This is a genomic window from Asinibacterium sp. OR53 (assembly GCF_000515315.1).
Lineage (GTDB): Bacteria > Bacteroidota > Bacteroidia > Chitinophagales > Chitinophagaceae > Sediminibacterium.
The window spans coordinates 1,458,052-1,481,384 of sequence record NZ_KI911562.1; the positions used below are offsets into that span (position 1 = coordinate 1,458,052).

16 protein-coding genes are annotated in these 23,333 nt (G+C 45.5%); 5 read left to right on the forward strand and 11 right to left on the reverse strand.

The genetic code is table 11. The features are described from left to right. Window positions 1-3 precede the first annotated feature (3 nt). On the forward strand, window positions 4-2,184 hold the full coding sequence (locus SEDOR53_RS0106615; RefSeq protein WP_026769019.1) for a DPP IV N-terminal domain-containing protein: 2,181 nt from the start codon (window positions 4-6) through the stop codon (window positions 2,182-2,184). A 45-nt stretch (window positions 2,185-2,229) separates the two neighbouring features. Here SEDOR53_RS0106615 and SEDOR53_RS0106620 read toward each other — a convergent pair whose 3' ends face one another. Continuing rightward, complete coding sequence (locus tag SEDOR53_RS0106620; RefSeq protein WP_026769020.1) at window positions 2,230-3,117, reverse strand: NmrA family NAD(P)-binding protein; 888 nt, start codon at window positions 3,115-3,117, stop codon at window positions 2,230-2,232. Between the two features lie 61 nt (window positions 3,118-3,178). Next, a complete protein-coding gene (locus tag SEDOR53_RS0106625) occupies window positions 3,179-3,607 on the reverse strand; it encodes a MarR family winged helix-turn-helix transcriptional regulator (RefSeq protein WP_026769021.1) in 429 nt (142 codons plus the stop codon). Window positions 3,608-3,694: 87 nt separating this feature from the next. Between SEDOR53_RS0106625 and ruvB the strand changes: the two genes are divergently transcribed. Then, window positions 3,695-4,726, forward strand: coding sequence for a Holliday junction branch migration DNA helicase RuvB (ruvB, locus tag SEDOR53_RS0106630; RefSeq protein ID WP_051416526.1), 1,032 nt, complete (start codon window positions 3,695-3,697; stop codon window positions 4,724-4,726). Window positions 4,727-4,780: 54 nt separating this feature from the next. Here the strand turns inward: ruvB and SEDOR53_RS0106635 are convergent, their stop codons facing one another. The 4 genes from SEDOR53_RS0106635 to SEDOR53_RS0106655 all read right to left on the reverse strand — a co-directional run bounded on the left by SEDOR53_RS0106635 (window position 4,781) and on the right by SEDOR53_RS0106655 (window position 8,787). Then, window positions 4,781-5,479, reverse strand: coding sequence for a response regulator transcription factor (locus tag SEDOR53_RS0106635; protein WP_026769023.1), 699 nt, complete (start codon window positions 5,477-5,479; stop codon window positions 4,781-4,783). Between the two features lie 720 nt (window positions 5,480-6,199). Then, a protein-coding gene (locus tag SEDOR53_RS0106640; protein WP_369751278.1) for an IS3 family transposase occupies window positions 6,200-7,320 on the reverse strand; the annotation gives its coding sequence in 2 pieces (ribosomal slippage) (window positions 6,200-7,059 and window positions 7,059-7,320; 1,122 coding nt in all). Window positions 7,321-7,664: 344 nt separating this feature from the next. Then, window positions 7,665-7,898, reverse strand: coding sequence for a helix-turn-helix transcriptional regulator (locus SEDOR53_RS0106650; protein WP_026769024.1), 234 nt, complete (start codon window positions 7,896-7,898; stop codon window positions 7,665-7,667). Between the two features lies 1 nt (window position 7,899). Continuing rightward, a complete protein-coding gene (locus SEDOR53_RS0106655) occupies window positions 7,900-8,787 on the reverse strand; it encodes a DUF2975 domain-containing protein (RefSeq protein WP_198018827.1) in 888 nt (295 codons plus the stop codon). A 450-nt stretch (window positions 8,788-9,237) separates the two neighbouring features. On the opposite strand from SEDOR53_RS0106655, the gene katG reads away from it, so the two are divergent. Next, the gene (katG, locus tag SEDOR53_RS0106660) at window positions 9,238-11,463 is read left to right on the forward strand and encodes a catalase/peroxidase HPI (protein WP_026769026.1); all 2,226 of its coding nucleotides are present in this window, start codon (window positions 9,238-9,240) and stop codon (window positions 11,461-11,463) included. A 35-nt stretch (window positions 11,464-11,498) separates the two neighbouring features. Here katG and SEDOR53_RS0106665 read toward each other — a convergent pair whose 3' ends face one another. Continuing rightward, window positions 11,499-13,406, reverse strand: coding sequence for an ATP-dependent DNA helicase RecQ (locus tag SEDOR53_RS0106665; RefSeq protein ID WP_026769027.1), 1,908 nt, complete (start codon window positions 13,404-13,406; stop codon window positions 11,499-11,501). A gap of 2 nt (window positions 13,407-13,408) precedes the next feature. After that, complete coding sequence (locus SEDOR53_RS0106670) at window positions 13,409-15,523, reverse strand: cation-translocating P-type ATPase (protein WP_026769028.1); 2,115 nt, start codon at window positions 15,521-15,523, stop codon at window positions 13,409-13,411. Window positions 15,524-15,643: 120 nt separating this feature from the next. Here SEDOR53_RS0106670 and tsaE point away from each other — a divergent pair, with 120 nt between their 5' ends. Both tsaE and SEDOR53_RS0106680 read left to right on the forward strand, forming a co-directional pair. Continuing rightward, on the forward strand, window positions 15,644-16,078 hold the full coding sequence (gene tsaE, locus SEDOR53_RS0106675) for a tRNA (adenosine(37)-N6)-threonylcarbamoyltransferase complex ATPase subunit type 1 TsaE (RefSeq protein WP_026769029.1): 435 nt from the start codon (window positions 15,644-15,646) through the stop codon (window positions 16,076-16,078). Between the two features lie 51 nt (window positions 16,079-16,129). After that, a complete protein-coding gene (locus tag SEDOR53_RS0106680; RefSeq protein WP_026769030.1) occupies window positions 16,130-17,344 on the forward strand; it encodes an alanine dehydrogenase in 1,215 nt (404 codons plus the stop codon). Between the two features lie 134 nt (window positions 17,345-17,478). On the opposite strand, the gene SEDOR53_RS0106685 is transcribed toward SEDOR53_RS0106680, so the two are convergent. The 3 genes from SEDOR53_RS0106685 to SEDOR53_RS0106695 are packed head-to-tail and all read right to left on the reverse strand — an operon-like array spanning window position 17,479 to window position 23,307. Continuing rightward, on the reverse strand, window positions 17,479-18,597 hold the full coding sequence (locus SEDOR53_RS0106685) for an efflux RND transporter periplasmic adaptor subunit (RefSeq protein WP_026769031.1): 1,119 nt from the start codon (window positions 18,595-18,597) through the stop codon (window positions 17,479-17,481). Next, window positions 18,590-21,886 carry an efflux RND transporter permease subunit gene (locus SEDOR53_RS0106690; protein ID WP_026769032.1) on the reverse strand — a complete coding sequence of 1,099 codons (3,297 nt, stop codon included), beginning with the start codon at window positions 21,884-21,886 and terminating at the stop codon, window positions 18,590-18,592. The genes SEDOR53_RS0106685 and SEDOR53_RS0106690 overlap by 8 nt, the downstream gene beginning before the upstream one ends. A gap of 8 nt (window positions 21,887-21,894) precedes the next feature. Further along, window positions 21,895-23,307, reverse strand: a complete 1,413-nt coding sequence (locus SEDOR53_RS0106695) for a TolC family protein (protein ID WP_051416527.1) — start codon at window positions 23,305-23,307, stop codon at window positions 21,895-21,897. Between the last annotated feature and the right edge of the window lie 26 nt (window positions 23,308-23,333).

The following is a 23,333-nucleotide window of genomic DNA, read 5'->3' on the forward strand; positions in this document are numbered from 1 at the left end:
AAGATGAGAACTCCCGGATTGTTGTTGTGTGCACTGGCTTTTACAACTGCGGCACACAGCCAGAAACAGCCCAAAGCGTTTGACCGTAACGACCTGATAGCAGGTAAAGCGCCCAGGAATTTTTTGAATGAACTGCCTGTTGTGGTAAAATGGACAGACGATACGCATGTGATACTGAAACAACGTATGGCTGCTGATACAATTGCAAGAAATTACTTGCTGGATGTTGTCAAGGGCAGTTACACTTCAACGGCAGATGTACCCGCAATAACGCCTGAATCTTCTTCTTTTGGAAAGTTTGTTTTTATAAAGAACAATGATGTTGTGTATCGTCGGAATGGTGTGGATCAACAACTCACACATGATGCCACAGAAGAAAAGAACCCAACCTTTTCACCCGACAGCAACTATGTTGCCTATACACGAAGCAATAATCTGTACACCTATAACCTGCTTACCAACAAAGAAACACAGCTTACTACCGATGGTAACAGCACCACGCTGAATGGTTACGCGAGCTGGGTATATTACGAAGAAATATTCGGCAGGCCTACGCGTTACCGTGCATTCTGGTGGAGCCCCGACAGCCGCAAACTGGCGTATATGCGCTTCGATGAAAGCATGGTGCCCATGTTCCCCATCTATGTGAGTGAAGGACAACACGGATACCTGGAAGAAACGCGTTATCCCAAAGCAGGAGATAAAAACCCGGAAGTAAAATTAGGGATCGTTTCTCCTGAAGGAGGTACCGCCGTATGGGCCGATTTCAATGCAAAAGATGACCAGTATTTCGGCTGGCCTATATGGTGTCCGGGCACTAATCAATTATGGCTTCCCTGGATGAACCGCGACCAAACCAATCTGAAGATCTATGAAGTGAATATGGCCAACGGGCAAAAAAATGAAGTGTACAACGAAATGCAATCTACCTGGATAGATTTGGAAGACAGGGTAGGTGGCCGCATCAATTTCCTACCGGATGGAAAAGGGTATATCGCACAAAGCGATAAGAGCGGTTGGAACCAGCTTTATATGTATGCTATGGATGGAACGCTGAAATACCCGATCACCAGTGGTAAATTCACAGTGCTAGGCATCCGATACATTGACCCGCACAACCAGGTGATTTATTTCACTGCACGTGGACGTGAAAACACTGCACGGATAGATTTTTATAGCATCAAATTCAATGGATCGGAGTTGAAGCGACTGACTTTCGGCGATTACAACCATGCATCCATCAGCTTATCTCCCGCAGGTAATTATTTTATTACTACTTATAGCAATGCCACTACACCAACCAGGATGACACTGGCAGACCATAATGGAAAGATTGTCAGGGAACTGGGTGATATGCGCGGAACTGAAATGGATAGTTACAAAGTTGCTAAAACAGAGATCATACGCATCAAAAGTGAAGACGGTAAATACGATTTGCCTGCGTATGTAACCTGGCCTGAAAATATGGATCCTAATAAAAAATATCCTATGCTCATTAGTATCTATGGTGGTCCAAATGCGGGTACTGTATGGGATAGCTGGACCTGGAGCGCCAATCGCCAATGGTATGCCAGTGAAGGGTTGATACAGGTTTCATTTGATCACAGGGCAAGCGGACAATTTGGAAAAGAAGGGGTGAACTATATGTACCACAACCTGGGTTACTGGGAGATGGCCGATTATAAGACGATGGTAAAATGGTTCATTGCGAACGGACAAGCCGATCCTTCTAAAATATGCATCACCGGGTTCAGCTATGGTGGTTATATGAGTTGCTATGCGCTTACTTATGGTGCAGATGTTTTTACCCATGGCATGGCCGGTGGCAGTGTGGTTGACTGGCATTTGTATGACAGTCATTATACAGAAAGATACATGGGCACTCCGCAGAACAACCCCAAAGGTTATCAAACCAGCAGTGTATTATCTTATGCAGGCCAGTATAAAGGGATGCTGCAAATTGTTCACGGCACCAGCGATGACAATGTGCACATGCAAAACAGCCTGCAGTTGGTGAGTGCATTGGAAGACAAAGGCAAAAATTTTGAATTCATGTTGTATCCTGGCGGGAGGCATGGATGGGGCAATCTGCCGGCTAAGAATATTCATTTCAGCAACCTCAAGACCAGGTTCATTTATAAATATTTATTAGAGAAACCCATCCCTCAAGGATTATTGAAATAAACTCTTTTTTTCTTTGCCCCGGGCTTAAGCCCGGGGCAAAGTTTATCAGGAATTATAAGCTTGAGCAAATGTTTGAGCAAAATCAGACAGCTTGGTTTTGCCTAGAGCCGGTCTGTTTTTGAAATACTCTTCTGTCATAGCACCTGTATGCAATGCATGATTCATCTCTGCATAATTGCGGGCGATCTCTTCAGGCAAACCGGCTTGTACCATGCCATTGAACGCTTGTTCATCAGTGAAAGTTACCCAAGCGAGGTCGGATTTACCGATGGCTTTACCCAGTGTGGCTGCGATCTGATCGGTTGATACTTCATCGCTGGCGATATAACGAATGGTCTGTTCGGCTGTGTAAGGTGTTGTTAATGCTTCCGCAGCTACTGCTGCAATATCAGTTGGATCTACTATCGGAAATTTACCTTCACCTGCGCTGAAATTAGCGCCAATGATACCCATGCCTTTGATCATGCCGATATTGGCAAAGAGGTTGGGATAAAAATAAGCAGGGCGTAAGATGGTAAGGTCCACATCTTTCAAAACACTCAATGCTTTTTCTGCAAGGTGTAAACCACTCACGGGACCTACGCCATCTGCGAGATGGGCACCTACGCTGCTGAGGAGTACTGCTTTCTTTATGCCCGCGGTTTTGATGGCTGTTGCATAATGTTCTCCTATTTTACCGATATAGGCTTTCCATTGAGTCACCTCATAAATGGGAGGAATCATCAGGTAAACGGCATTTGCGCCTGTAAAAGTCCGGGTAAGAAAATGGGTGTCTTCTATGGAGCCTATGGCTGCTGTGGCGCCGGCATCTGTTAATACTTTCAGGTTGGCTTCGTTACGCCCGATGGCAGTTACGGTATGTCCTGATTTTAACAAAGACAATGCCAGTGGTTTCGAAATATTTCCGGCTCCGCCGGTGATCACATACTTCATGGTTCAATTTTTAATGTGTAAATATTTATTATTGTATATACAAATAATGACTTAAAAAAAATCAATCGGTCAGTTTATCAGCAATTTTAGTCAGTGTTTTCACAAACCGGATGCTCTCTTCTTTGCCAATGATGCTGGTATACTTCGTATGAAATTCATGCACACAATTCCTCAGTTCCGGTTGCAGGTCTTTTGCTTTGGGAGTAGGGTACACATTGGTGAGTTTTCCCTCCGTAGTGCGTATGACCAGTTTTTTTTCTTCGAGCTTTTCAATCAGGCGTGTGATGGTGCTGGGCGTGAGTTGCAACTGTTCTGCCAGGTTACCGGGCTGCATACCGGGCTCTTCCAGTACAGCCATGAGCAAATACGCATGGCTGGGAGAAAGGTCTACCTGCTTCCAGCATTCGTTGGCCATTTTCTCTACTTTTCGTGCGAGGGCACTGGAAGTAAAGTAGAGGCATTCTGCATATTGACTGTCCGAAGTTTTCATTGACAGGACAAAGATAGACCTTTTATTTGTATGTACAAATAAATTTTAGTTTTCTTCCAGATAGCCGGTATTTTGTAGTTTTGGGGTATGTCCAACAACATCCTGAACAGTGAATCATCTGGTTTGACCTCGGCCGATAAAGAATTTGAGAACAGCATCCGGCCGCGGGAGATCGATGATTTTTCGGGGCAGCCCCAATTGATCGAGAACCTGGTCATTTTCATCAAAGCGGCCAAGCTCAGGGGCGAAGCGTTGGATCATATTTTATTCCACGGCCCTCCCGGATTGGGCAAGACCACCCTCAGCCGCATTGTAGCCAATGAACTGGGAGTGAACATCAAAGAAACTTCCGGTCCGGTCATTGAAAAGCCTGGTGACTTAGCTGGTCTGCTCACTAACCTGCAACCCAACGATGTATTGTTCATTGACGAGATACACCGGCTGAGTACGGTAGTGGAAGAATACCTCTATGCGGCGATGGAAGATTTTCGTATCGATATTATGATCGATTCAGGTCCCAATGCGAGAAGTGTGCAGATCAACCTGAACCCATTCACATTGGTGGGCGCCACTACCCGCAGTGGTTTGCTCACAGCGCCGTTGTTGTCGCGCTTCGGCATCAAATCTAGACTGGAATATTACCAGGCCGATATACTGAGAAAGATCATCGAAAGAAGCGCTTCTATATTGCAGGCTTCCATCAGCAGCGATGCGGCCGGTGAGATAGCAAGGCGCAGCCGCGGTACGCCCAGGATCGCGAACGGACTCCTGCGGAGGGTGCGCGATTTTGCGCAGGTATTGAACGATGGTGTTATCGATATCGGTATTACGCAACATGCATTGAAAGCATTGAATGTAGATGAGCATGGGCTCGATGAAATGGACAACCGTATCCTGGCTGTTATCATTGATAAATTCAAAGGAGGGCCTGTAGGCATTACTACTATTGCTACGGCGGTGGGCGAGGAAGCAGGCACCATTGAAGAAGTATATGAGCCTTTCCTCATACAGGAAGGGTTCCTGCAACGAACGCCACGCGGGCGTGAAGTAACGGCCAAGGCTTATGAGCACCTGGGCCGGAAACCCCATACAGGTCATCATCCCAACTTATTCAGTTAAACAAAATGCCGCAGAAATCTTCCGCGGCATTTGTCTTCTTACTATCAATATCACTTATGGGGCCACAAGTCTGAATCCGTTTCCATGGATGTTCACGATCTCAATATTGCCGTCTTCTTTCAGGTATTTCCTCAGTTTGGCAATATATACATCCATGCTGCGGCCATTGAAATAGGTATCACTGCCCCAGATCTTTTTCAATGCTTTTTCGCGGGGCAATAAGTCGTTCTTATGCTCGGCCAGCATTTTGAGCAGTTCATTTTCTTTGGGTGAAAGGGTTTGGGTTGCGCCATCGTGTTTCAGCTCACGAAGCTTGGGATTGAAATGGTATTTACCCAGGTCGAATTCTATGTTTTCACTCACCCTGCTTTCTTCTTCGTTGCGTTTCAGGATGGCTTTGATCTTCAGCAACAGCACTTCACTGTCGAATGGCTTGGTAATATAATCGTCGGCGCCCAGTTTATATCCTTGTATGATGTCTTCTTTCATGGTCTTGGCGCTGAGAAAGAACAGGGGGATATCGGGATCCACATCACGGATCTCTTCGGCAAGGGTAAAGCCGTCCATATTCGGCATCATGACGTCCAATAAACAGATATCGAATTTCTCGCGCTGGAATGCGGCCAGGCCCAGGCGGCCGTCTCTTTCAAGCGTTACATCGTAATCGTTCAGTTCCAGGTAATTCTTCAGCACCATTCCGAGGTTCGCATCGTCTTCACACAGGAGTATCTTGTATTTTTTTTTGTCGTCCATAACACGTTATTTATGCCAAATAAAGATAATTCATGGCGAGTTCATATCCTAGCGGCCGCAATCTTTTGTTAAAAAGACCAGCGGGCCTGATAAACGGGTGAAATAGCATTCTGGTCAAGTGTCCGTGCTGTGTAAGGGATAATATTTGCACTTCGTTTATTCTGGGATGCGGTCACAATTTGTTACCGCACATTTTCCGGACTGACAAAATCATGTATTTATACCTAATTTGATCTGCTGCCAATGGCAAAATCGATTCATTACTGGCGCAAATATGCAATGTATGGCATACTGGACACTTCAATACAAGTGATGGAAGTGTTCGACACAAGTGCTTAAAATATCCAATACAATAGATAGAAATTCCCAATACAGTTGATTGAGATCTTTAGTATAATGCCTGAACTTTACAGAGCGGCATAGCATACTCAAGATGATCGTCTAATTAGACTAAATTAGGCGACTATTTTGCTCACAGTAAAGCTTATCCTGGGAAGGCTTCAAACAATTTTTTATACTTTGTACCTGTAATGTCTTGGCAATTTTAAAAATAAAGTACCTGGATAGCCAGATAAAATTACTTTATGCGACACATAAAAAGTAAATCTGAGAATTTAATTTGCGTGTTACTATCAATAGCGCCTATTCTTTTTTTGGCGATCGTCTATTTCAAAATTACCGCTTTCCCTAATGTCGGCTCCCCTTTATTTTTACCCACGCTTAGTTAGAGTTTTCTAAGATAAGGTTTTTTCGTTCTTCCATCATTTGCGCATACCTGATCGGTGAGAGATAACCTAACGATTTGTGTGGTCGTTCAGTGTTATAGTCGATCCTCCACTCTTCGGTCTGTTCTCTCACTTCTGACAAACGATAAAACAGGTAAGCATTCAATACTTCTCTTCTGATGCTTCCATTCTTCCTTTCTATGTATGCATTTTGTGTGGGTTTCCCCGGTTGAATAAATTGTATCGTAATCTGTCTTTGCTCATCATTGCACCACTCTTCCAGTTTGTGGCTGATAAACTCTGGGCCATTGTCGCAACGGATATTGGCAGGCTTGCCTCGCTGAACAATCAGTCTTTCCAGTACCCTGATCACCCTGAGTGCCGGAAGTGAGGTGTCAACCTCTATCGCCAGCGATTCACGGTTAAAATCATCCATCACATTGAACAATCGGAACCTTCTGCCATCTACGAGCGTGTCGGTCATAAAATCAATGCTCCATACCTGGTTAGGTGCTGTTGGAACGTTTAAGGGTTGCTTTATCCGCTCTGGGAGCCGTTTCTTGCCTCTGCGACGGATATTCAGCTTCATATCTGTGTATACCCGATAGATCCGTTTATGATTCCATTCATGCCCTTTATTCCAAAGACGATAGCAACACTGCCAAAATCCAATGGCAACATGTTTGGTTGTTAAAACCGTCAGTGCATCCTGAACTTCACTGTCATCCTTAGGTTTTGGTTGATACCGGTAGGTGTTGCGGGATATACCTGCCAGTTCGCACGCCTTACGGTTACTTAACTGCTCTTCTTCCATCAGATGATGAACAGTTTCCCGTTTCGCTTCAGGCGTTAAAACTTTTTTGCGATCAGGTTCTTCATTGCCCGGTTCTCCAGGCTTAACTCCGCCACGATCTTCTTGTACTCACTGATCTCAGCTTCCATCTGCTTCATTTTTACAACATCACTCACTTCCATGCCTCCATACTTAGCCTTCCAATTGTAAAACGTTGCTTCGCTGATACCCATCTCTCGGGCAATCTCTTTAACAGCAATTCCTGATTCCTGTTTCTTCATTGCAGATACAATCTGCGCTTCGGTAAATCTTCCTTTTTTCATGTGTTTCAAAGTTTAAAGTTAACAAGCTTTTGGTCGTTAACTCTAACCTCACATGGGTAACATTCAGGGGAAGCTTACACTAACATTAAAATTGCCAGTCAGAGCGGTATTATCGTTTCCAGGAGAGACTTTGTGTATGTAACTATTTTTATAAGCACTTTGGCGTATTATGCTGGCTATATTCTTACCCAGAAATTAAATGCGTTGGACAGACTTGGATCCGGACTGAGGATTATTATCAACGCTGCATTTAGTTTTCTGGTTATTTTACTTATATACTTTAATATGGTTTGATTTATTGAGGCCAAAGATCATTTATGTGTTTTTTGAAAAAATCTGCACTTCTAACGATCAAACAGTTTTTTATAGCTTTTCTCATCCATGTACTCCAGAATATCCCCGGGCTGGCATTCCAATACCCGGCAGATTTCTTCCAGTGTGGAGAACCGGATGGCTTTGGCTTTGCCGCTTTTGAGAATGCTCATATTGGCGATAGTAATGCCTACTTCTTCACTTAATTCAGTAAGGCTCATTTTGCGGCGCGCCAGCATTACATCAAGGTTAACAACGATGGGCATATCAGATGGTTAAGTTTTGGTCTTCCTGTAATTTCTTGCCCTGGTTAAATGCCTGGGCCACTACCAGTATGACCAGGCCTGCAACCAGCCATCCCAATTCCTGCTTAAATATATTCCGGTACATGAAGTGTAATTCTTTTGGGATTACGTCTGAAAAAATTACATGAAACACAAATGGAGCAATGATACAAATAACGGATATAATGATCAGGGTAAATGCAATCACCCGAATGCTCTTGATATTCCTTTGGCTAAATACTTCACCTAATGCAATATTCTGAATGACTGCAATGGGCAATGCGATGAAAACATATAGGAATAAAACGGCTATTACAAAACCGATAATCAACAAGGAAACCTGAAGAATATTGGATAGCTGTTTAGAGAGTGGTATCTGAATAATTTTCGCTTGATTGACACTTTTCTCTGATGGCTTGTCATCGGCACTGATATCAATTTTCAACGGCTTTGCAACCCAATGCCCTTTTGTATAATCGACGGTGCCATCTGCATTGATAACAAAGTTATCCCATACCGGTGAAGACAAATAGGTTTTACCACTGTCATGATAAACGTAACTTTGAGTATCCAGGGAATAATTTTTTAACGATAAATAAGAATCCCCTGGTGAATTCCATTTGTTTCTCAGCCCAAATGACCCCAAATCCAAAGTTTGAAACGTGCTGTTAACTGCTTCCTGCTTCTCTTTTGATTGGAGGAGTTGCTGTTTAATTTGCTGGTACCGATAATGCGGAAGAGAATCATTGATATGACTGATTTGCCGGTCAATGGATGACAGCGGTTTTTCTCCCACCAGCTGCGCACCCCATCGATTCCGAGGTATTCCGTCGGCAAAATGAAAAAATTGAAGTCCCCAATAAGCCAGCATCAATACAGAGAGGAGCGCGGCAATATTGAACCGTTTCATTTTCTCCATAAAAATTATTTTAATACTAAATAATAAAAAATTACTGAAAAACAATAATAAATTATCAATTAAGTATTAAACGTATGCAAGGCAAGGCCTTCTTCATCTATAGTAGTAATCCGTTCACTTTGAAGGAATTAGAGAACTGCCAACCGGTCATCGTAATCGGTGTATGAATACAATGAGTTGGGCTATCCCGGATCGATAAAGTCAGAACCCGCCTGTATGAATATGAGTTGAGTAATCAAGCTCCTTAGAAATAGCCAACAGCTTTTAAAATATTAATAGCTTCCACCTATCATAGTATAGATTTAATCGATTGAATTTATGTATCAGGAATCATAAATTTGTTTTGATATAAGCGATACAGCGTATTGCTGAACAATCACTCACTTACAAAAATTGTAAAGTATGGAAAACATATCAGGCGATATCAGCAAATGCCCGTTTCATAATGGCACTTTAAAAAAACAAAGTACGGGTGGCGGCGGAACAAAGAACAGCGACTGGTGGCCCAACCAGTTAAAATTAAACATCCTTCGCCAGCACGCTGCATTATCCAATCCCATGGATAAGGATTTCAATTATGCCGAAGCGTTCAAAAGCCTCGACCTGGAAGCAGTGAAGAAAGACCTGCATGCTTTGATGACCGATTCGCAGGATTGGTGGCCCGCTGATTTCGGTCATTATGGTCCATTCTTCATTCGCATGGCCTGGCATAGCGCGGGCACTTACAGAACCGGTGATGGACGCGGTGGTGCGGGTGCAGGTCAGCAACGTTTTGCCCCGCTTAATTCATGGCCCGATAACGGTAACCTGGATAAAGCACGCCGTCTGCTGCTTCCTGTCAAATTAAAATACGGAAGCAAAATTTCCTGGGCCGATCTGATGATCCTCGCAGGAAATATTGCCCTGGAATCAATGGGATTTAAAACTTTTGGCTTCGCTGGCGGTCGTGAAGACGTATGGCAACCTGAAGAAGATGTGTATTGGGGAAATGAAAAGAAATGGCTGGAACTAAGCGGCGGGCCTAACAGCCGTTACAGTGGAGAACGTGAGTTGGAAAACCCACTGGCTGCCGTACAAATGGGACTGATCTATGTGAACCCGGAAGGACCCGATGGCAACCCTGATCCGGTTGCGGCAGCAAAAGACATCCGGGAAACATTTGCGCGCATGGCAATGAATGATGAAGAGACCGTTGCATTGATCGCAGGCGGACATTCATTCGGAAAAACACATGGTGCAGGCGACGCAGCGCTTGTAGGCGCTGCACCGGAAGCGGCCAGCATAGAAGAACAGGGCCTGGGATGGGCAAGCAAATTCAGTACTGGAAAAGGTGCAGATGCCATTACTAGCGGTTTGGAATTAATATGGACCACTACACCAACAAAATGGAGCAATAATTTCTTCTGGAATTTATTTGGCTATGAATGGGAATTGGAAAAAAGCCCTGCAGGCGCGCATCAATGGGTAGCGAAAGGTGCGGGGGCAACAATTCCGGATGCATTTGATGCGAATAAAAAGCATTTGCCAAAAATGCTTACAACAGATCTGTCGCTGCGGATGGACCCTGTATACGAGAAAATAGCAAGGCGGTTTATGGAAAACCCCGATCAGTTTGCCGATGCGTTTGCAAGGGCCTGGTTTAAATTAACACACAGGGATATGGGACCCCGTGCAAGGTATTTAGGTCCTGATGTTCCCCAGGAAGAATTGATCTGGCAGGATCCCATTCCAGCCGTAAATCATAAACTGATAGATGAAAGCGATGTTGAAGCAATAAAGGGTACCATTTTGCATTCAGGCTTATCTGTTTCTCAACTGGTCTCAACAGCCTGGGCTTCTGCATCAACCTTTCGTGGCTCCGACAAGCGTGGCGGTGCCAATGGTGCGCGTATCCGTTTTGCGCCACAGCTATCCTGGGCTGTCAATAATCCTGCGCAATTATCAAAGGTGCTGGACAAATTAACAACGATCCAAAAGGATTTCAATGCTGCACAAAAAGACGGGAAGAAGATTTCCATCGCGGATATGATTGTATTAGCCGGCTGCACAGGTGTAGAGAAAGCCGCGAAGGATGCAGGTCATACTATAAAAGTTCCTTTCACACCGGGGCGTATGGATGCTTTGCAGGAGCAAACAGATGTGGAGTCTTTTGCAGTATTAGAACCAATGGCAGATGGCTTCCGTAATTACCTGAAAACAAAGTTTTCTGTATCAACAGAAGCGTTGTTGGTTGATAAAGCGCAACTGCTCACATTGACCGCTCCTGAAATGACTGTACTTGTTGGTGGTTTACGCGTATTGAATACGAATGCCGATGGTTCTGCGCATGGCGTATTTACCAGCCGTAAAGAAGTATTGAGCAATGATTTCTTTGTAAACCTGCTCGATATGAACACTGTCTGGAATGCTAAAGATGAACACCAGGAATTGTTTGAAGGCAAGGACAGAAAAACCGGTGCATTGAAATGGACAGCTACTCGTGCCGACCTGGTCTTTGGTTCGCAATCAGAATTAAGGGCTTTAGCCGAAGTATATGCAAGCGCTGATGCAGGAGAGAAATTTGTGAAAGATTTTGTGGCAGCGTGGACCAAAGTGATGAATCTTGACCGGTTTGATCTTAAAGTATAGTTCCATATCACAAACTGTTTAGTCCAAAAATTGAATCACACAGAAGGCATGATTTGCCCCTCTTCGTCTATAACAATGACCCTTTCGCCCTGAAGGAATTCGAGAACAGTCCATATTTTTTCCCTGTTCCATTGGCGCAAAGACTTTAATAAAAGAGGAGTAGTTGTTATGCCGTTTTGTAACTGTTCCCGGATGGCTGTCTCTATCTGTTTGAATTCTGCGGACGTAACTGGTTTCTTTTTACGCTCAAGACAGTTGTCACAGATACCACAGTCGCCAACAGCCTCATCTCCAAAATAACGGGCGATGAACTGGCTTCGGCATGCTTCAGACAATGCTGTGTACTGCAACATTTGCTTCACGCGATCGGCGTATTGCTGTTTGCGGAGCAAGTAGGTGTCTTGGTCTATGTATAGGTATTGCGCGGGTGCGCGGTTGAGCAGGTAATGGATCTGCGGCGTTTCTTTTTGCGGCAGGTATTCGATAATGCCGTAAGCTTTCAACTGCAATAATTGACGATGCACTTCATCGATGCTCAAACGGCATAAGCGGGCAATCTGTTTTTCGAAAACAGATACGCGGTTGTCGATGATGCCTTCATAAGTACGCAACAAAACTTTAATAAGCGGATCCAGTTCGGGATGCGCATTTTCAAATGCTTCAAGCAATTCCCTGGAAGCAATGAACGCCACCTGGGTGGGCAGAAAAATGGTTTCTTCAAAGCTGAGATGTCCCTCCAGTTCCAGCACTTTCAACGTATTCATCACCAATAATGGATCGAGGTTGAAATTGCGCGTGAAAGTAGAGAAATCAAAATCATAATAATTGCCTTCTCCCAACCCAACCGGTATCTGTAAATAATCTGCCAGCGACTGGTAAATTTCTTTGATCACTGTTATAGGCGGGAAACGCTTATCTGGCATGGATTCCAGCTGTTCCTTATCTTCCTGCTGGTACAAGAGCACTGCATAAGATTTTACACCATCTCTTCCGGCCCTTCCTGCTTCCTGGTAATAATTTTCCAGGCACTCCGGTATGGTGTAATGGATCACGGAGCGTACATCGGGTTTATCGATGCCCATACCAAAAGCATTGGTGCACACCATTACCCTCAACCGGCCCTCGATCCAAAGTTGCTGTCTGTTTTCTCTTTCTTCCTGCGGTAGTCCGGCGTGGTAATGATCGGCGCTGATACCCTGTAATTGTAAGAGGTATGCAAGTTCTTTGGTAAGCCTGCGGCTGTTCACATACACAATGCTGCTGCCGGGTACTTTTTGCAGCACGTCCATGAGTTTATTGAACTTGCTATCAGACTGGAAACAACTGTATGATAAATTGGGCCGTTCAAAAGACTGTCTGAAAATTTTTGGCTGTCGGAATTTTAATTTGTCGATGATATCATCTTGTACCAACGGCGTTGCGGAAGCAGTGAGTGCGATCACTGGTACGCCAGGTAATTCATCCAACAAGTTTGCGATGCGTAAATAAGGTGGTCTAAAATCATAACCCCACTGGGAAATACAATGGGCTTCATCCACTACAACCAGCCCTATGTCAAGTGCCGATAAGTATTCTTTGAAAAGGGTTGATTCCAATCTTTCAGGCGATAAATAAAGAAATTTATAATCGCCATGTGCTGCATGCCGCAAAACCCGCCTGACAGCTGCCTGATCCAATCCACTGTGTATAGCCACTGCTGGAATATCTCTTTGCAGCAGGTTGTCTACCTGGTCGCGCATCAACGCAATGAGCGGACTGATCACAACACAGAGCCCATCCATGAGCAAGCCCGGTACCTGGAAGCAAATAGACTTGCCGCCACCAGTAGGCAGCAATGCCAGGGTAGGATTGCCATCCAGCACGGAATGTATGATCTCCTCCTGCATCGGACGGAAACCATCATACCGCCAGTAATGTTGCAGAACAGAAAGCGGCGTTTGCATGATCACGCAACCTTTTTAAAATTGAGTCTTACAGAATTGATGGCCAGTACTACATCGCTGAGTCCCATGACCAATGCACCAAAAGTAGGATTTAAAAAGCCCAATGCTGCAACTGGTATGGCTACTATGTTGTAAGCAAAAGCCCAGAACAGGTTTTCTTTGATGGTAATATAAGTATGCCTGCCCAATCCCAATGCCAGCGGCAGGTTTTTCAGTCCGTGGTTCATCAATACCACTTGTGCACTTTGCATAGCTACATGCGAAGCATCGCTCAAAGAGATACCTACGGTAGCTTTGGCCAGTGCCGGCGCATCGTTGATGCCATCACCCACCATGGCAGTAGGCGCTTTTGCATTAAAAGCGGCAATCTGATCGAGCTTCTGTTGGGGTGTTTGTTCTGCGATGACCTGATCGATTCCGAGTTGTGCGGCAACCTGCTCACACTTTTCTTTCCTGTCACCACTGAGTAATATGGTAGTCATGCCCCTGGCTTTCAGGGCCGCAATTACCGATGCGGCTTCGGGTCTGATCTTATCGCTCACATCTATCCATCCCAGTAGTTCATTATTGCGAAGCAGGTAGATATTGTGCTTGTCGTCGCCCGTATGTGCAGCAGCGGCTTTGTATGATCCGGCCAGGTACTGGTTGCCTTCTTTATCCGTTGCCTGCATGCCCAGTCCTTTTATCTCTTCTATTTTACTCCAACGTATATCGTCTTTTATTTTCCATTCTTTGGTGATGGCACGCGCAATGGGGTGATTGGAATATTTCTCCAATGAAAAAACGATGCGTTTAAAATCATCGGCATTACCTGTTGCATGAAAGCCGGCTATTGTAAACTGACCGGTAGTAAGCGTTCCGGTTTTATCAAATACCACCTGGCGGATGCTTTTGAATATCTCGAGACTACGCGCATTTTTAAACAGTACACCATTGCGCGCCGCACGTCCCAACCCCACTGCAATGGCTGCAGGTGTGGCCAGTCCCATTGCACAGGGACAGGCAATAACCAATACAGCAATGCTTCTCAGCAAACTGCTGCTGAAAGGTTGATGTCCGAAGAAATAGTTACCTGAAAATGCCAGCAAAGCAATACTTAATACCGTAGGAACGAAAATGGCACTGATCTTATCGGCCAATTGTTGAACAGGTGGCTTTTCAGTTTGTGCTTCTCGAACGAGTTTTAAAATATTGGCCAGTACGGTATCTTCCCCTACTGCAGTGATATAAGCTTTAAGCGTGCCCGATTCTATAACACTGCCACCGATCAGCAGGTCATTCATTTTTTTCTCAACCGGAATGCTTTCACCGGTAACAATGGCTTCATTGACATTGGCTTCTCCCCATAATATTTTGGAATCCATTGGAACAGGCTCGCCGCTTTTGATGAGTACGAGATCGCCCACTTTAAGACTGCTGCTTTCTACCGGAAAAATATGCTCCTGGTGTTGTTCATCGTAAGCGATCATATTGGCCATCACTTTCTGGCTCACCGCTAATTTTTTCAACGCCGCCTGTGTGGTCTCAACAGATTTATCTTCCAGCCAGTTGCCCCAAAATACCAGGGTAATGATCGCTGCTGCGGTTTCGTAAAAAAGATATTGTTCTGCTTGTCCGGTCAGCGTACCATAAAGGCTGTACACAAATGCTGCGATCGAACCCAGTGCAATGAGCACATTCATATTGGGTATCCCTTTCAACAAACTTTTAATAGCACTGCGCCCAAAAAAATCCATGCCAATCACGAACACCGGTATGGTAAGCGCCAATTGTACATAAGGATTCATCAGGAAATGAATGTGAACACCCGGGATCATGTGCAACATCAGCGGCGCAGTGAAAATGATACACCAGGTAAAACGTTGCAAATGATTCCTGAATAATTTCTTGCTGCCTTTGCTCTTTGCACCCTCGCCATTCAATACATGGTATCCCAATCCTTCAATGCCTTTCTCCAATTCCTGTTTAGAGGCGCCATTATTGATCTCGAAACTTACATCGCCCCCTACAAAATTTACTTTCACCTGCTGCATGCCTTTCCCCTGCAAGAATTTATCTACCGTGAGGGCGCAATTGGTACAACTCATACCTTCTACTTTCCAGTTCACTTTTTCCATAACGGTCTTAATTAAAATTACCCTGCAAATTTACCACAACTGAATGGGGCTGTTGTTTCGATAAAGAAACTATTTCTACATCTATGTTGCATAGATGGGGCCCGGGTCTATCTTTGCATCATGGATGCTATTTTTAGCCTGGAACAGATCAGGCAGGCGGCAAAGCTCGCATGGAAAGAAGGTAAACAAAAAAGGGTATGGGCATTCCATGCTGCTATGGGATCGGGGAAGACCACTTTCATTCATGCTTTATGTGAAGAGTTGGGTGTGAAAGATTCGATAGGCAGTCCCACTTTTGCTATTGTAAATGAATACCGGAGTCCGTTAGCGGGGACCATCTACCACATGGACTGGTACCGGTTAAAAGATGAAGAAGAAGCCATACAGGCTGGTATAGAAGACCAATTGTATAGCAAAGCAGTATGCCTGGTGGAATGGCCTGATAAGGCGGCCGGATTATTACCCGATGATACCCTGCATATTGTACTGGAAGTGCTGGACGAAGGCACCCGCCGGATATACAGCCTCCAGGAAAGCCCTGAAACTCTCCATTAAAAAAGTTAACTTTACCTATACTCACTTAAACCCAGCCCGCATTGTCTTTTTATGGCAACTTCAAAACCCGCAATCAGTCCGTCTATTACTTATGAACCCCTGGAAGAAGTGCTCGATGTAAAACCGCAGGGCGCCAAACTCAATATCGGCATCCCCAAAGAGATCGCTTTCCAGGAAAACCGGATTGCATTAACGCCCGATGCGGTAGGGGTATTGGTGGCGAATGGTAACCAGGTGGCCGTGGAACACAAAGCAGGCGAGGGAAGTAACTATTCCGATAAGGATTATTCAGAGATGGGCGCCCGTATTGTGTACGACCGGGCCGATATTTTCAAATGCCCCATCCTGGTGAAAAGCGCACCGCCGGTGGAAGAAGACATGCCACTGTTACAGATGAACCAGACCGTTATCTCCCCCATACATTTATCTGCCCTCAAAAAAGAGCATATAGAAAAGATGATGGAGAAAAGAGTGACTGCGCTCAGCTTTGAAAATTTCAAAGACGACAGCGGTACTTATCCCATCGTGCGCAGTATGAGTGAGATCGCCGGTAGTGCGGTGATGCTGATTGCAGGACAGTACCTGAGCAGTTTCAATAACGGCAAGGGCGTGTTGCTGGGAGGTATCAGCGGTATACCACCCACCAAAGTAGTGATCATCGGCGCAGGTATCGTTGGTGAATTTGCTACACGCAATGCATTGGCATTGGGTGCTTCGGTGAAAGTGTTCGATAGCGATGTGTACCGGTTGAAACAATTGCAGAACAACCTGGGGCAACGCATCTGGACTTCCGTACTGGAACCGCGTATTTTATCGAAGCAATTAAAAACCTGCGAAGTGGCTGTGGGCGCTCTCAGCAATGAATATGGCCGTGCTCCTGTAGTAGTAACAGAAGCCATGGTAGCAGCGATGCGCAAAGGCAGCATCATCATTGATGTGGCCATTGATCGCGGCGGTTGTTTTGAGACCAGCGAGCTAACCAGTTATGAATCCCCCACTTTCATCAAACACGATGTGATCCATTATTGTGTACCCAATATCCCCAGCGGATTTGCGCGTACCGCCAGTCAGGCCATCAGCAACGTGCTGATGCCATTGATACTGGAAGTGAGCGATGAAGGCGGATTGGAAGAAATGGTTTGGCACAATTTTAATCTCCGCGAAGGGATCTATATGTTCAAAGGAGCCCTCACTGATTTTTACATCAGCCAGAAATTCGACCTGAAATACACCGACCTAAACCTGCTTATTGCAAGCCGAAGATAATACTCATTAAGCCGTCATCCCGAGCGTAGCCGAGGGATCTGCCTGAATGTTCGAGCAGGTCCTTCGACTCGCTTTGCTCGCTCAGGATGACATTCTTCGCTCGCTCAGGATGACGATTAGAACAGGCGCAAATCTTAATTTTTCAGCTTAATATGTATATCGGAATGATCCCTGATCTCTTCATTGGCCGCTTTGATGAGGGTATCACCGGCGTTAAGCTTTCCGAATAATTCAACATTGCCATTTACCTCGTTGCCCTTTTGTACCGGCACCCATTCTGCTTTGTTGTTGTTTACCCTGATCACAAAAGTGCCGGTACTGGCATTGAGTACAGCAGATTTAGGCGCCGTGAGGCTGCTGTCTTTGTTATTCAGCGGAAGGTTAACATCTGCGATCATACCGGGTAATAATTTTTTATCCGCATTCAATACATCCATTTCGATCCTTTGCGAACGGAGCCTGGTATCGAGTGCGCCTGCGAGTCGGTTCACTGTCGCACTGAACACCTGGCCGGGGAATGCTTTCACAGAGAATTTCACGCCGCTGTTATCGTGCAGGTAACTGCTGTATGCTTCGGGAACAGCAATCACAAGACGTAGTTTTTTCTGTTCCTGTAAGGTAAACATCGGCAGTTCTGATCCTTTACCCGAAGGGCCTACATAAGCGCCGGGGTTCACATTGCGCGCTGTAATGATGCCATTGAAAGGCGCCCTTATTTCGAGATAGTCTTTGTTGGCAGTTACTTCATGATAAGCTGCTTTGGCAGCCTGCAATTGCGCGTAATCAGATTTTTGGCGGGCCAATGCCAGATCGAGGTCGTTAGGAGAAATGGTTCCCGGGGTTTTGCTTGTTTCCAACAGCCTTTCATAATTCGCTTTGCTGGCGAGGTAGATGGCTTCGAAAGATTTGAGCTTTGATTCGGCCCCCGATAATTGAGAACCGATCTCGGGCGCTTCCATAGTGGCCAGTAACTGACCCTGGGTTACCTGCGTTCCTACATCGGCATGTATCTTTTTTACAAAGCTGCTCACTTTAGCATAGATATCTACCTGCTGAAAAGCAACCAGCTCACCGGGCATCTGAAGCGATGCGGTTAACTGCTGTTTTTGTACCAGCACAACTTCTGCGGCCGGAAGTGCCACCGCATGTGTTTCTTTTTCTTTCTTTGCCTCACCTGAGTTACAACCGGCTACGATCAGGAATGAAAGACCCGCTGCCAGTGATGGATATAGTTTGTTGAATGTTTTACGCATGTTTTGTACGGTTATCGAAAAGTGAACGGATATAGTGTTTGCTTTCTTTGTCTTCCGGATCCAGTGAAACAGACTGTGTGCCCGATTTTTCCTGCGCCCATGCAAATATCACGGGCAATATGAACAACGCAGCGAATGTAGAAGCGATCAATCCGCCGATCACGGCTCTTCCCAGCGGCGCCGATTGGTCGCCTGCTTCACCTAAACCGCTGGCCATGGGTATCATGCCCACCACCATGGCCAATGCTGTCATCAATATAGGGCGCAATCGCAGCGCTGCCGCTTCTTTGGCCGATAAGAACGCGTTGCCATTGTGTTTGCGCAACTGTTCGGCATTGGTGATCAGCAGTACGGAGTTGGAAATAGAAACGCCTACCGACATGATGATGCCCATATACGACTGCAGGTTCAGTGTTGAACCCGTTAACATCAATAGCGACAAGGAGCCCAGCAATACAGCCGGCACAGTGGCCAATACCACCAGTGATACTTTGAAAGACTGGAAGTTGGCAGCCAGCATGAGGAAGATTACCACAATAGCTACGATGAGTCCCGATTGCAGGCTGTCCAGCGTTTCGGTGAGCGTAGTACTCAAACCAATGGGCTCTATGCTCAACCCACGTGGCAATTCACCAAGAGAAGCGATCGCTTTTTTTACATCGTTCGATGCAGCGCCGAGGTCTGTTTTGTGAACATTGGCTGTTACAGACAAGGCAGGCATAGCGCCCAGGTTGTCGTTCTCGCCGTAGGCAGTACCAGTGGCTAACGTAGCCACATCGCCTAATACAGGCCGGACAGCATTCTTTTGCAATGCGATTTCCTTGAGATCATTGGTGCTGGCCATTTTACTTTCCGGAACCTCCACCTGCACACTGTAACTGTATCCCGCCTTTTCGTCCATCCAGATATTTTTGTCGGTGAAGCGGGATGAAGAAGTGGAGGTGATGAGCGATCTTGATACATCATTCATGTCAAGACCCAATTGCGCAGCTTTTACACGGTCAACGTTTACATTAATAGTAGGATACTTAGTAGATTGGCCCAACTGCACATCGCGCAGGTAACTGATCTCTTTCAGGCGATCGATGATCTTTGCAGAATAGAGTTCATTGATCTTTTTATTTCTGCCCGATACCCTTACTTCGATAGGAGTAGGAGAGCCCTGGCTCAATATCTTTTCAGTTAACTCAATCGGTTCAAAAGATGGCTTTACATCCGGTACTTCCTGTTTCATCCGCTCGCGGATCTTGTCTTTCAATTCATCGAGATTGGTTTTGTAACCTTCTTTAAGACTTACTTGTATTACGGCTTCTTGCGGACCAGGCATGAATAGATAAATAGGGCTGGTAGAAAACTGTGAAGGATGCTGACCAACAAAAGCAGAAGTCACATTGATGTTTTCAGCGCCTACAATAGACTTGATGATATTGAGCACCTTGATGGTCTTTTCTTCTGTACGTTCTGCCCTGGTTCCTTCGGGTGCACGTAAACGCACCTGGAACTGGCCACTGTTTACTTTGGGTAATACATCCCTGCCTATAGAAGAGAGCATCCACCAGGCAAGGCCGGAAATAACGAGCACATAAACAATGGTGATGGGTTTGCGGTAAGGCATCAACCTTTCGCTGAAACGGATGAAACGATTCCTGAATTTTTCAAAACGTGTCAATGATTTTTTATCACCGCTCTCGCATTGTTCGATGAGTACTTTTTTCTGATCCCAGGTATCTTTCTCCGATTCTTTTGTGAGTGCCGATGTTTTGAACTGGGCTTCATCTTCAGAAAGTCTGCCTTTTTTCTTTTTGCCGGCTTTGTGACTTTTCATGATCCAGTTGGCCATGATGGGCACGAATGTCTGCGCCAGGAAATAAGATACGATCATGGAAAAACCAATGGCCAGCGCCAATGGCAGAAACAAGGAACCGGGAATACCGCTCATGGTAAATGCCGGCGCGAATACTGCAAGAATGCAGAAAAGGATTAACAGCTTAGGGAATGCGATTTCTTTACAGGCATCCCAGATGGCCAGCGCCTTGGGTTTACCCATATCGAAGTGTTGGTGGATGTTCTCGATGGTTACCGTACTCTCATCCACCAATATACCAATGGCCAATGCCAGTCCGCTCAACGTCATGATATTGATGGTTTGCCCGAAAAGATTCAGGAACAAAACACCGGATATGATAGATGTAGGAATGGTGAGGATCACGATCAATGCTCCCCTGCTATCGCCCAGGAACAACAATACCATCAAACCGGTAAGGATAGCTCCGATGGCGCCTTCACTCAACAGGCTTTTCACGGAATTGATCACATAGGTAGACTGATCGAATTCGTACGACAATGTAACATCTTCCGGTAATTGCGATTGTAATCTGGGGAGCGCTTGTTTCAGTTTCTGAACCACTTCCCAGGTAGATGCATCTCCGCTTTTTGCAATACTGAGGTAAACAGAGCGTTTGCCGTTTACCAAAGCATATCCCACTGTTACGTCGGCGCCGTCTTCTACTGTAGCTACATCACGCAGGTAAAGATTCTGTACGCCGCCTTTGAATAAAGGAATGTTCTCAAAATCTTTTACTGTTTTAATCAACGTATTAGTGGGTGAAATATAGTTGGTATCGCCTATACGGATATTGCCAGAAGGGGTTGTCTGGTTGTTCACCTTCAATGCTTCTACCACCTGATCGGGTGTCAGGTTATGCGAGCGTAGCAGCGTAGGATCAACTTTAACAACGATGGTTCTTACATTACCGCCAAAAGGAGGTGAAGAAAGCAGGCCGGGTATGGCAGTGAATGAGGCGCGCACATAAACGTTGGCCATGTCCATCAGCTCGTTGTTGGTACGCACATTACTGCGCAGTACCAGTTGTCCAACAGGTAAAGTGGAAGCATCGAAACGGATGATGAAAGGCGGCTGCGACCCCTGCGGGAAGATGGCTTGTATACGGTTGGCGCTGGCGCTCAATTCCGCAGAAGCCTGCGCCATATTGGTGCCCGGATAAAAAGTGATCTTGATGAGGGTAAGTCCCTGGATGTTTTTGGTCTCAACAGTTTTGATACCATTGACATAAGAAAGAATGTTGACATATTGCTTGCCAAAAAGCGCTTCCATCTGGTCGGGCGTATAACCGCCAAAAGGGTGGGCCAGGTACATAACAGGTAAATCGAGCTTGGGAAATATATCGATCTTGATGCTGTTCACGGCTTTGATACCAAAGAAAAACAATCCTGCAACCAGCACCATGATGCTGATCGGTTTACGCAGTGCAAAACGGATCATGTTCATACTAACTATTATTTTACCTGTTTCAGGAATAAATCAAAATCACCCGAGGCTGCTGCCTTCAACAGCAAGGCCTGCCATACATTGATAAAAGCCACACCGATATCTGTTTCTGCTTTATTTACTGCATACAATGCTTGCTGGAGGTCTACAATATTGGCCAGCCCGTTTTTATATAAAACGCTTTTCTGTAAATAAGCATCTGATGCCGCTTTGTATTGTCTGGGCACTTCCTTGCAAGCCTGGAGGGCATTTTCAATGCGTTGATCGGAAAGAATCAGTTGATCTTTCAATTGGGTATTCACCAGGTCGTATTCAGACTCGTAAGCCTGGGTAATGAAATGCTGCGCTGCTGCCTGGTGTTTGATCTTGGATGGACTCATCAGGTTCCAGGAAACAGACAGACCCGCAACATAATTGCTGCGCGAAGGGTTGATGCCGCTAAAATAACTTTTCGAATACCTGTCGGGATAATCCGGTGTATAATTATAATCAAAACCAGATCCCCTGCTTTGGAAGATGCCAAACAGGTTCACACCGGGCAATATGGTTTTTCGGATGGCTGTTTCTGATAAACTGCTTTGCGTAATACGACTGGCAAAAAACTGCGCCTGTGGATTTTGACGAACGTCGAAATCGGTATGGTAAGCAGCAGGCATGTTTTTTAGAAAAGCGCTGTCCAGTACAAAGGGCGCGGGACTGGTATTGAGTAACTGTGCCAGTTGATTACGCAGTTGCTGTTCGTTACCTGTAGCATCGATCAAAGCGAGTGTAGCCCTCGATACTTCTGCATTGGCAATAGAAGAATCCACACCGGGATTAAGGCCAGATAAGGTCCTGGCCATCACTACTTTCCTGATGGCATTGGCCCTGTCGAGATTGGATTGTGCGTTCAGGATAAACCTTTGTGCAATGAGCAGGTTGAGATAAGCAGAACTGATCTTTACACTTTGAATGAACTGTTCCTGCAAGAGATCGGCCGAATCTCTTTTGACCTGTGCATTGGCAGCATCGATCCTCGACTGCTTTCTGCCGAAGCTGAACGCTTCCCAGTTGGTATTGATCACATAGAGCGCCCCGAAAGCGGCCGCCCAACTCTGTTTGCCGTAAGATGGCCCTGCTGAAGCAACGCCTGTTACAGCGGGTGCCATCGGGCCAAACTGTCCATTGATGGTACCATAGCTTTGTTGCAATCCGGCGATGACATTGGGCAGATAATCGTTCTTAACGTTTTGCACCAGGGCGCTGGAAGCCTGCAGGTAATGTTGTTTGGCCTGGATGGACTGGTAATTGCCCAGTCCGGTTTTGATGGCATCTGAAAGCCATAAAACAGGCTGCTGTGCAACGACTGCATTGATACAGCATACAAAAGCGATAATAAAATAACAGGCAGCATTACCGCTGCGATGAGTAGAATGATTCATGCAAAAGAATTGTGACTTCAATTTTC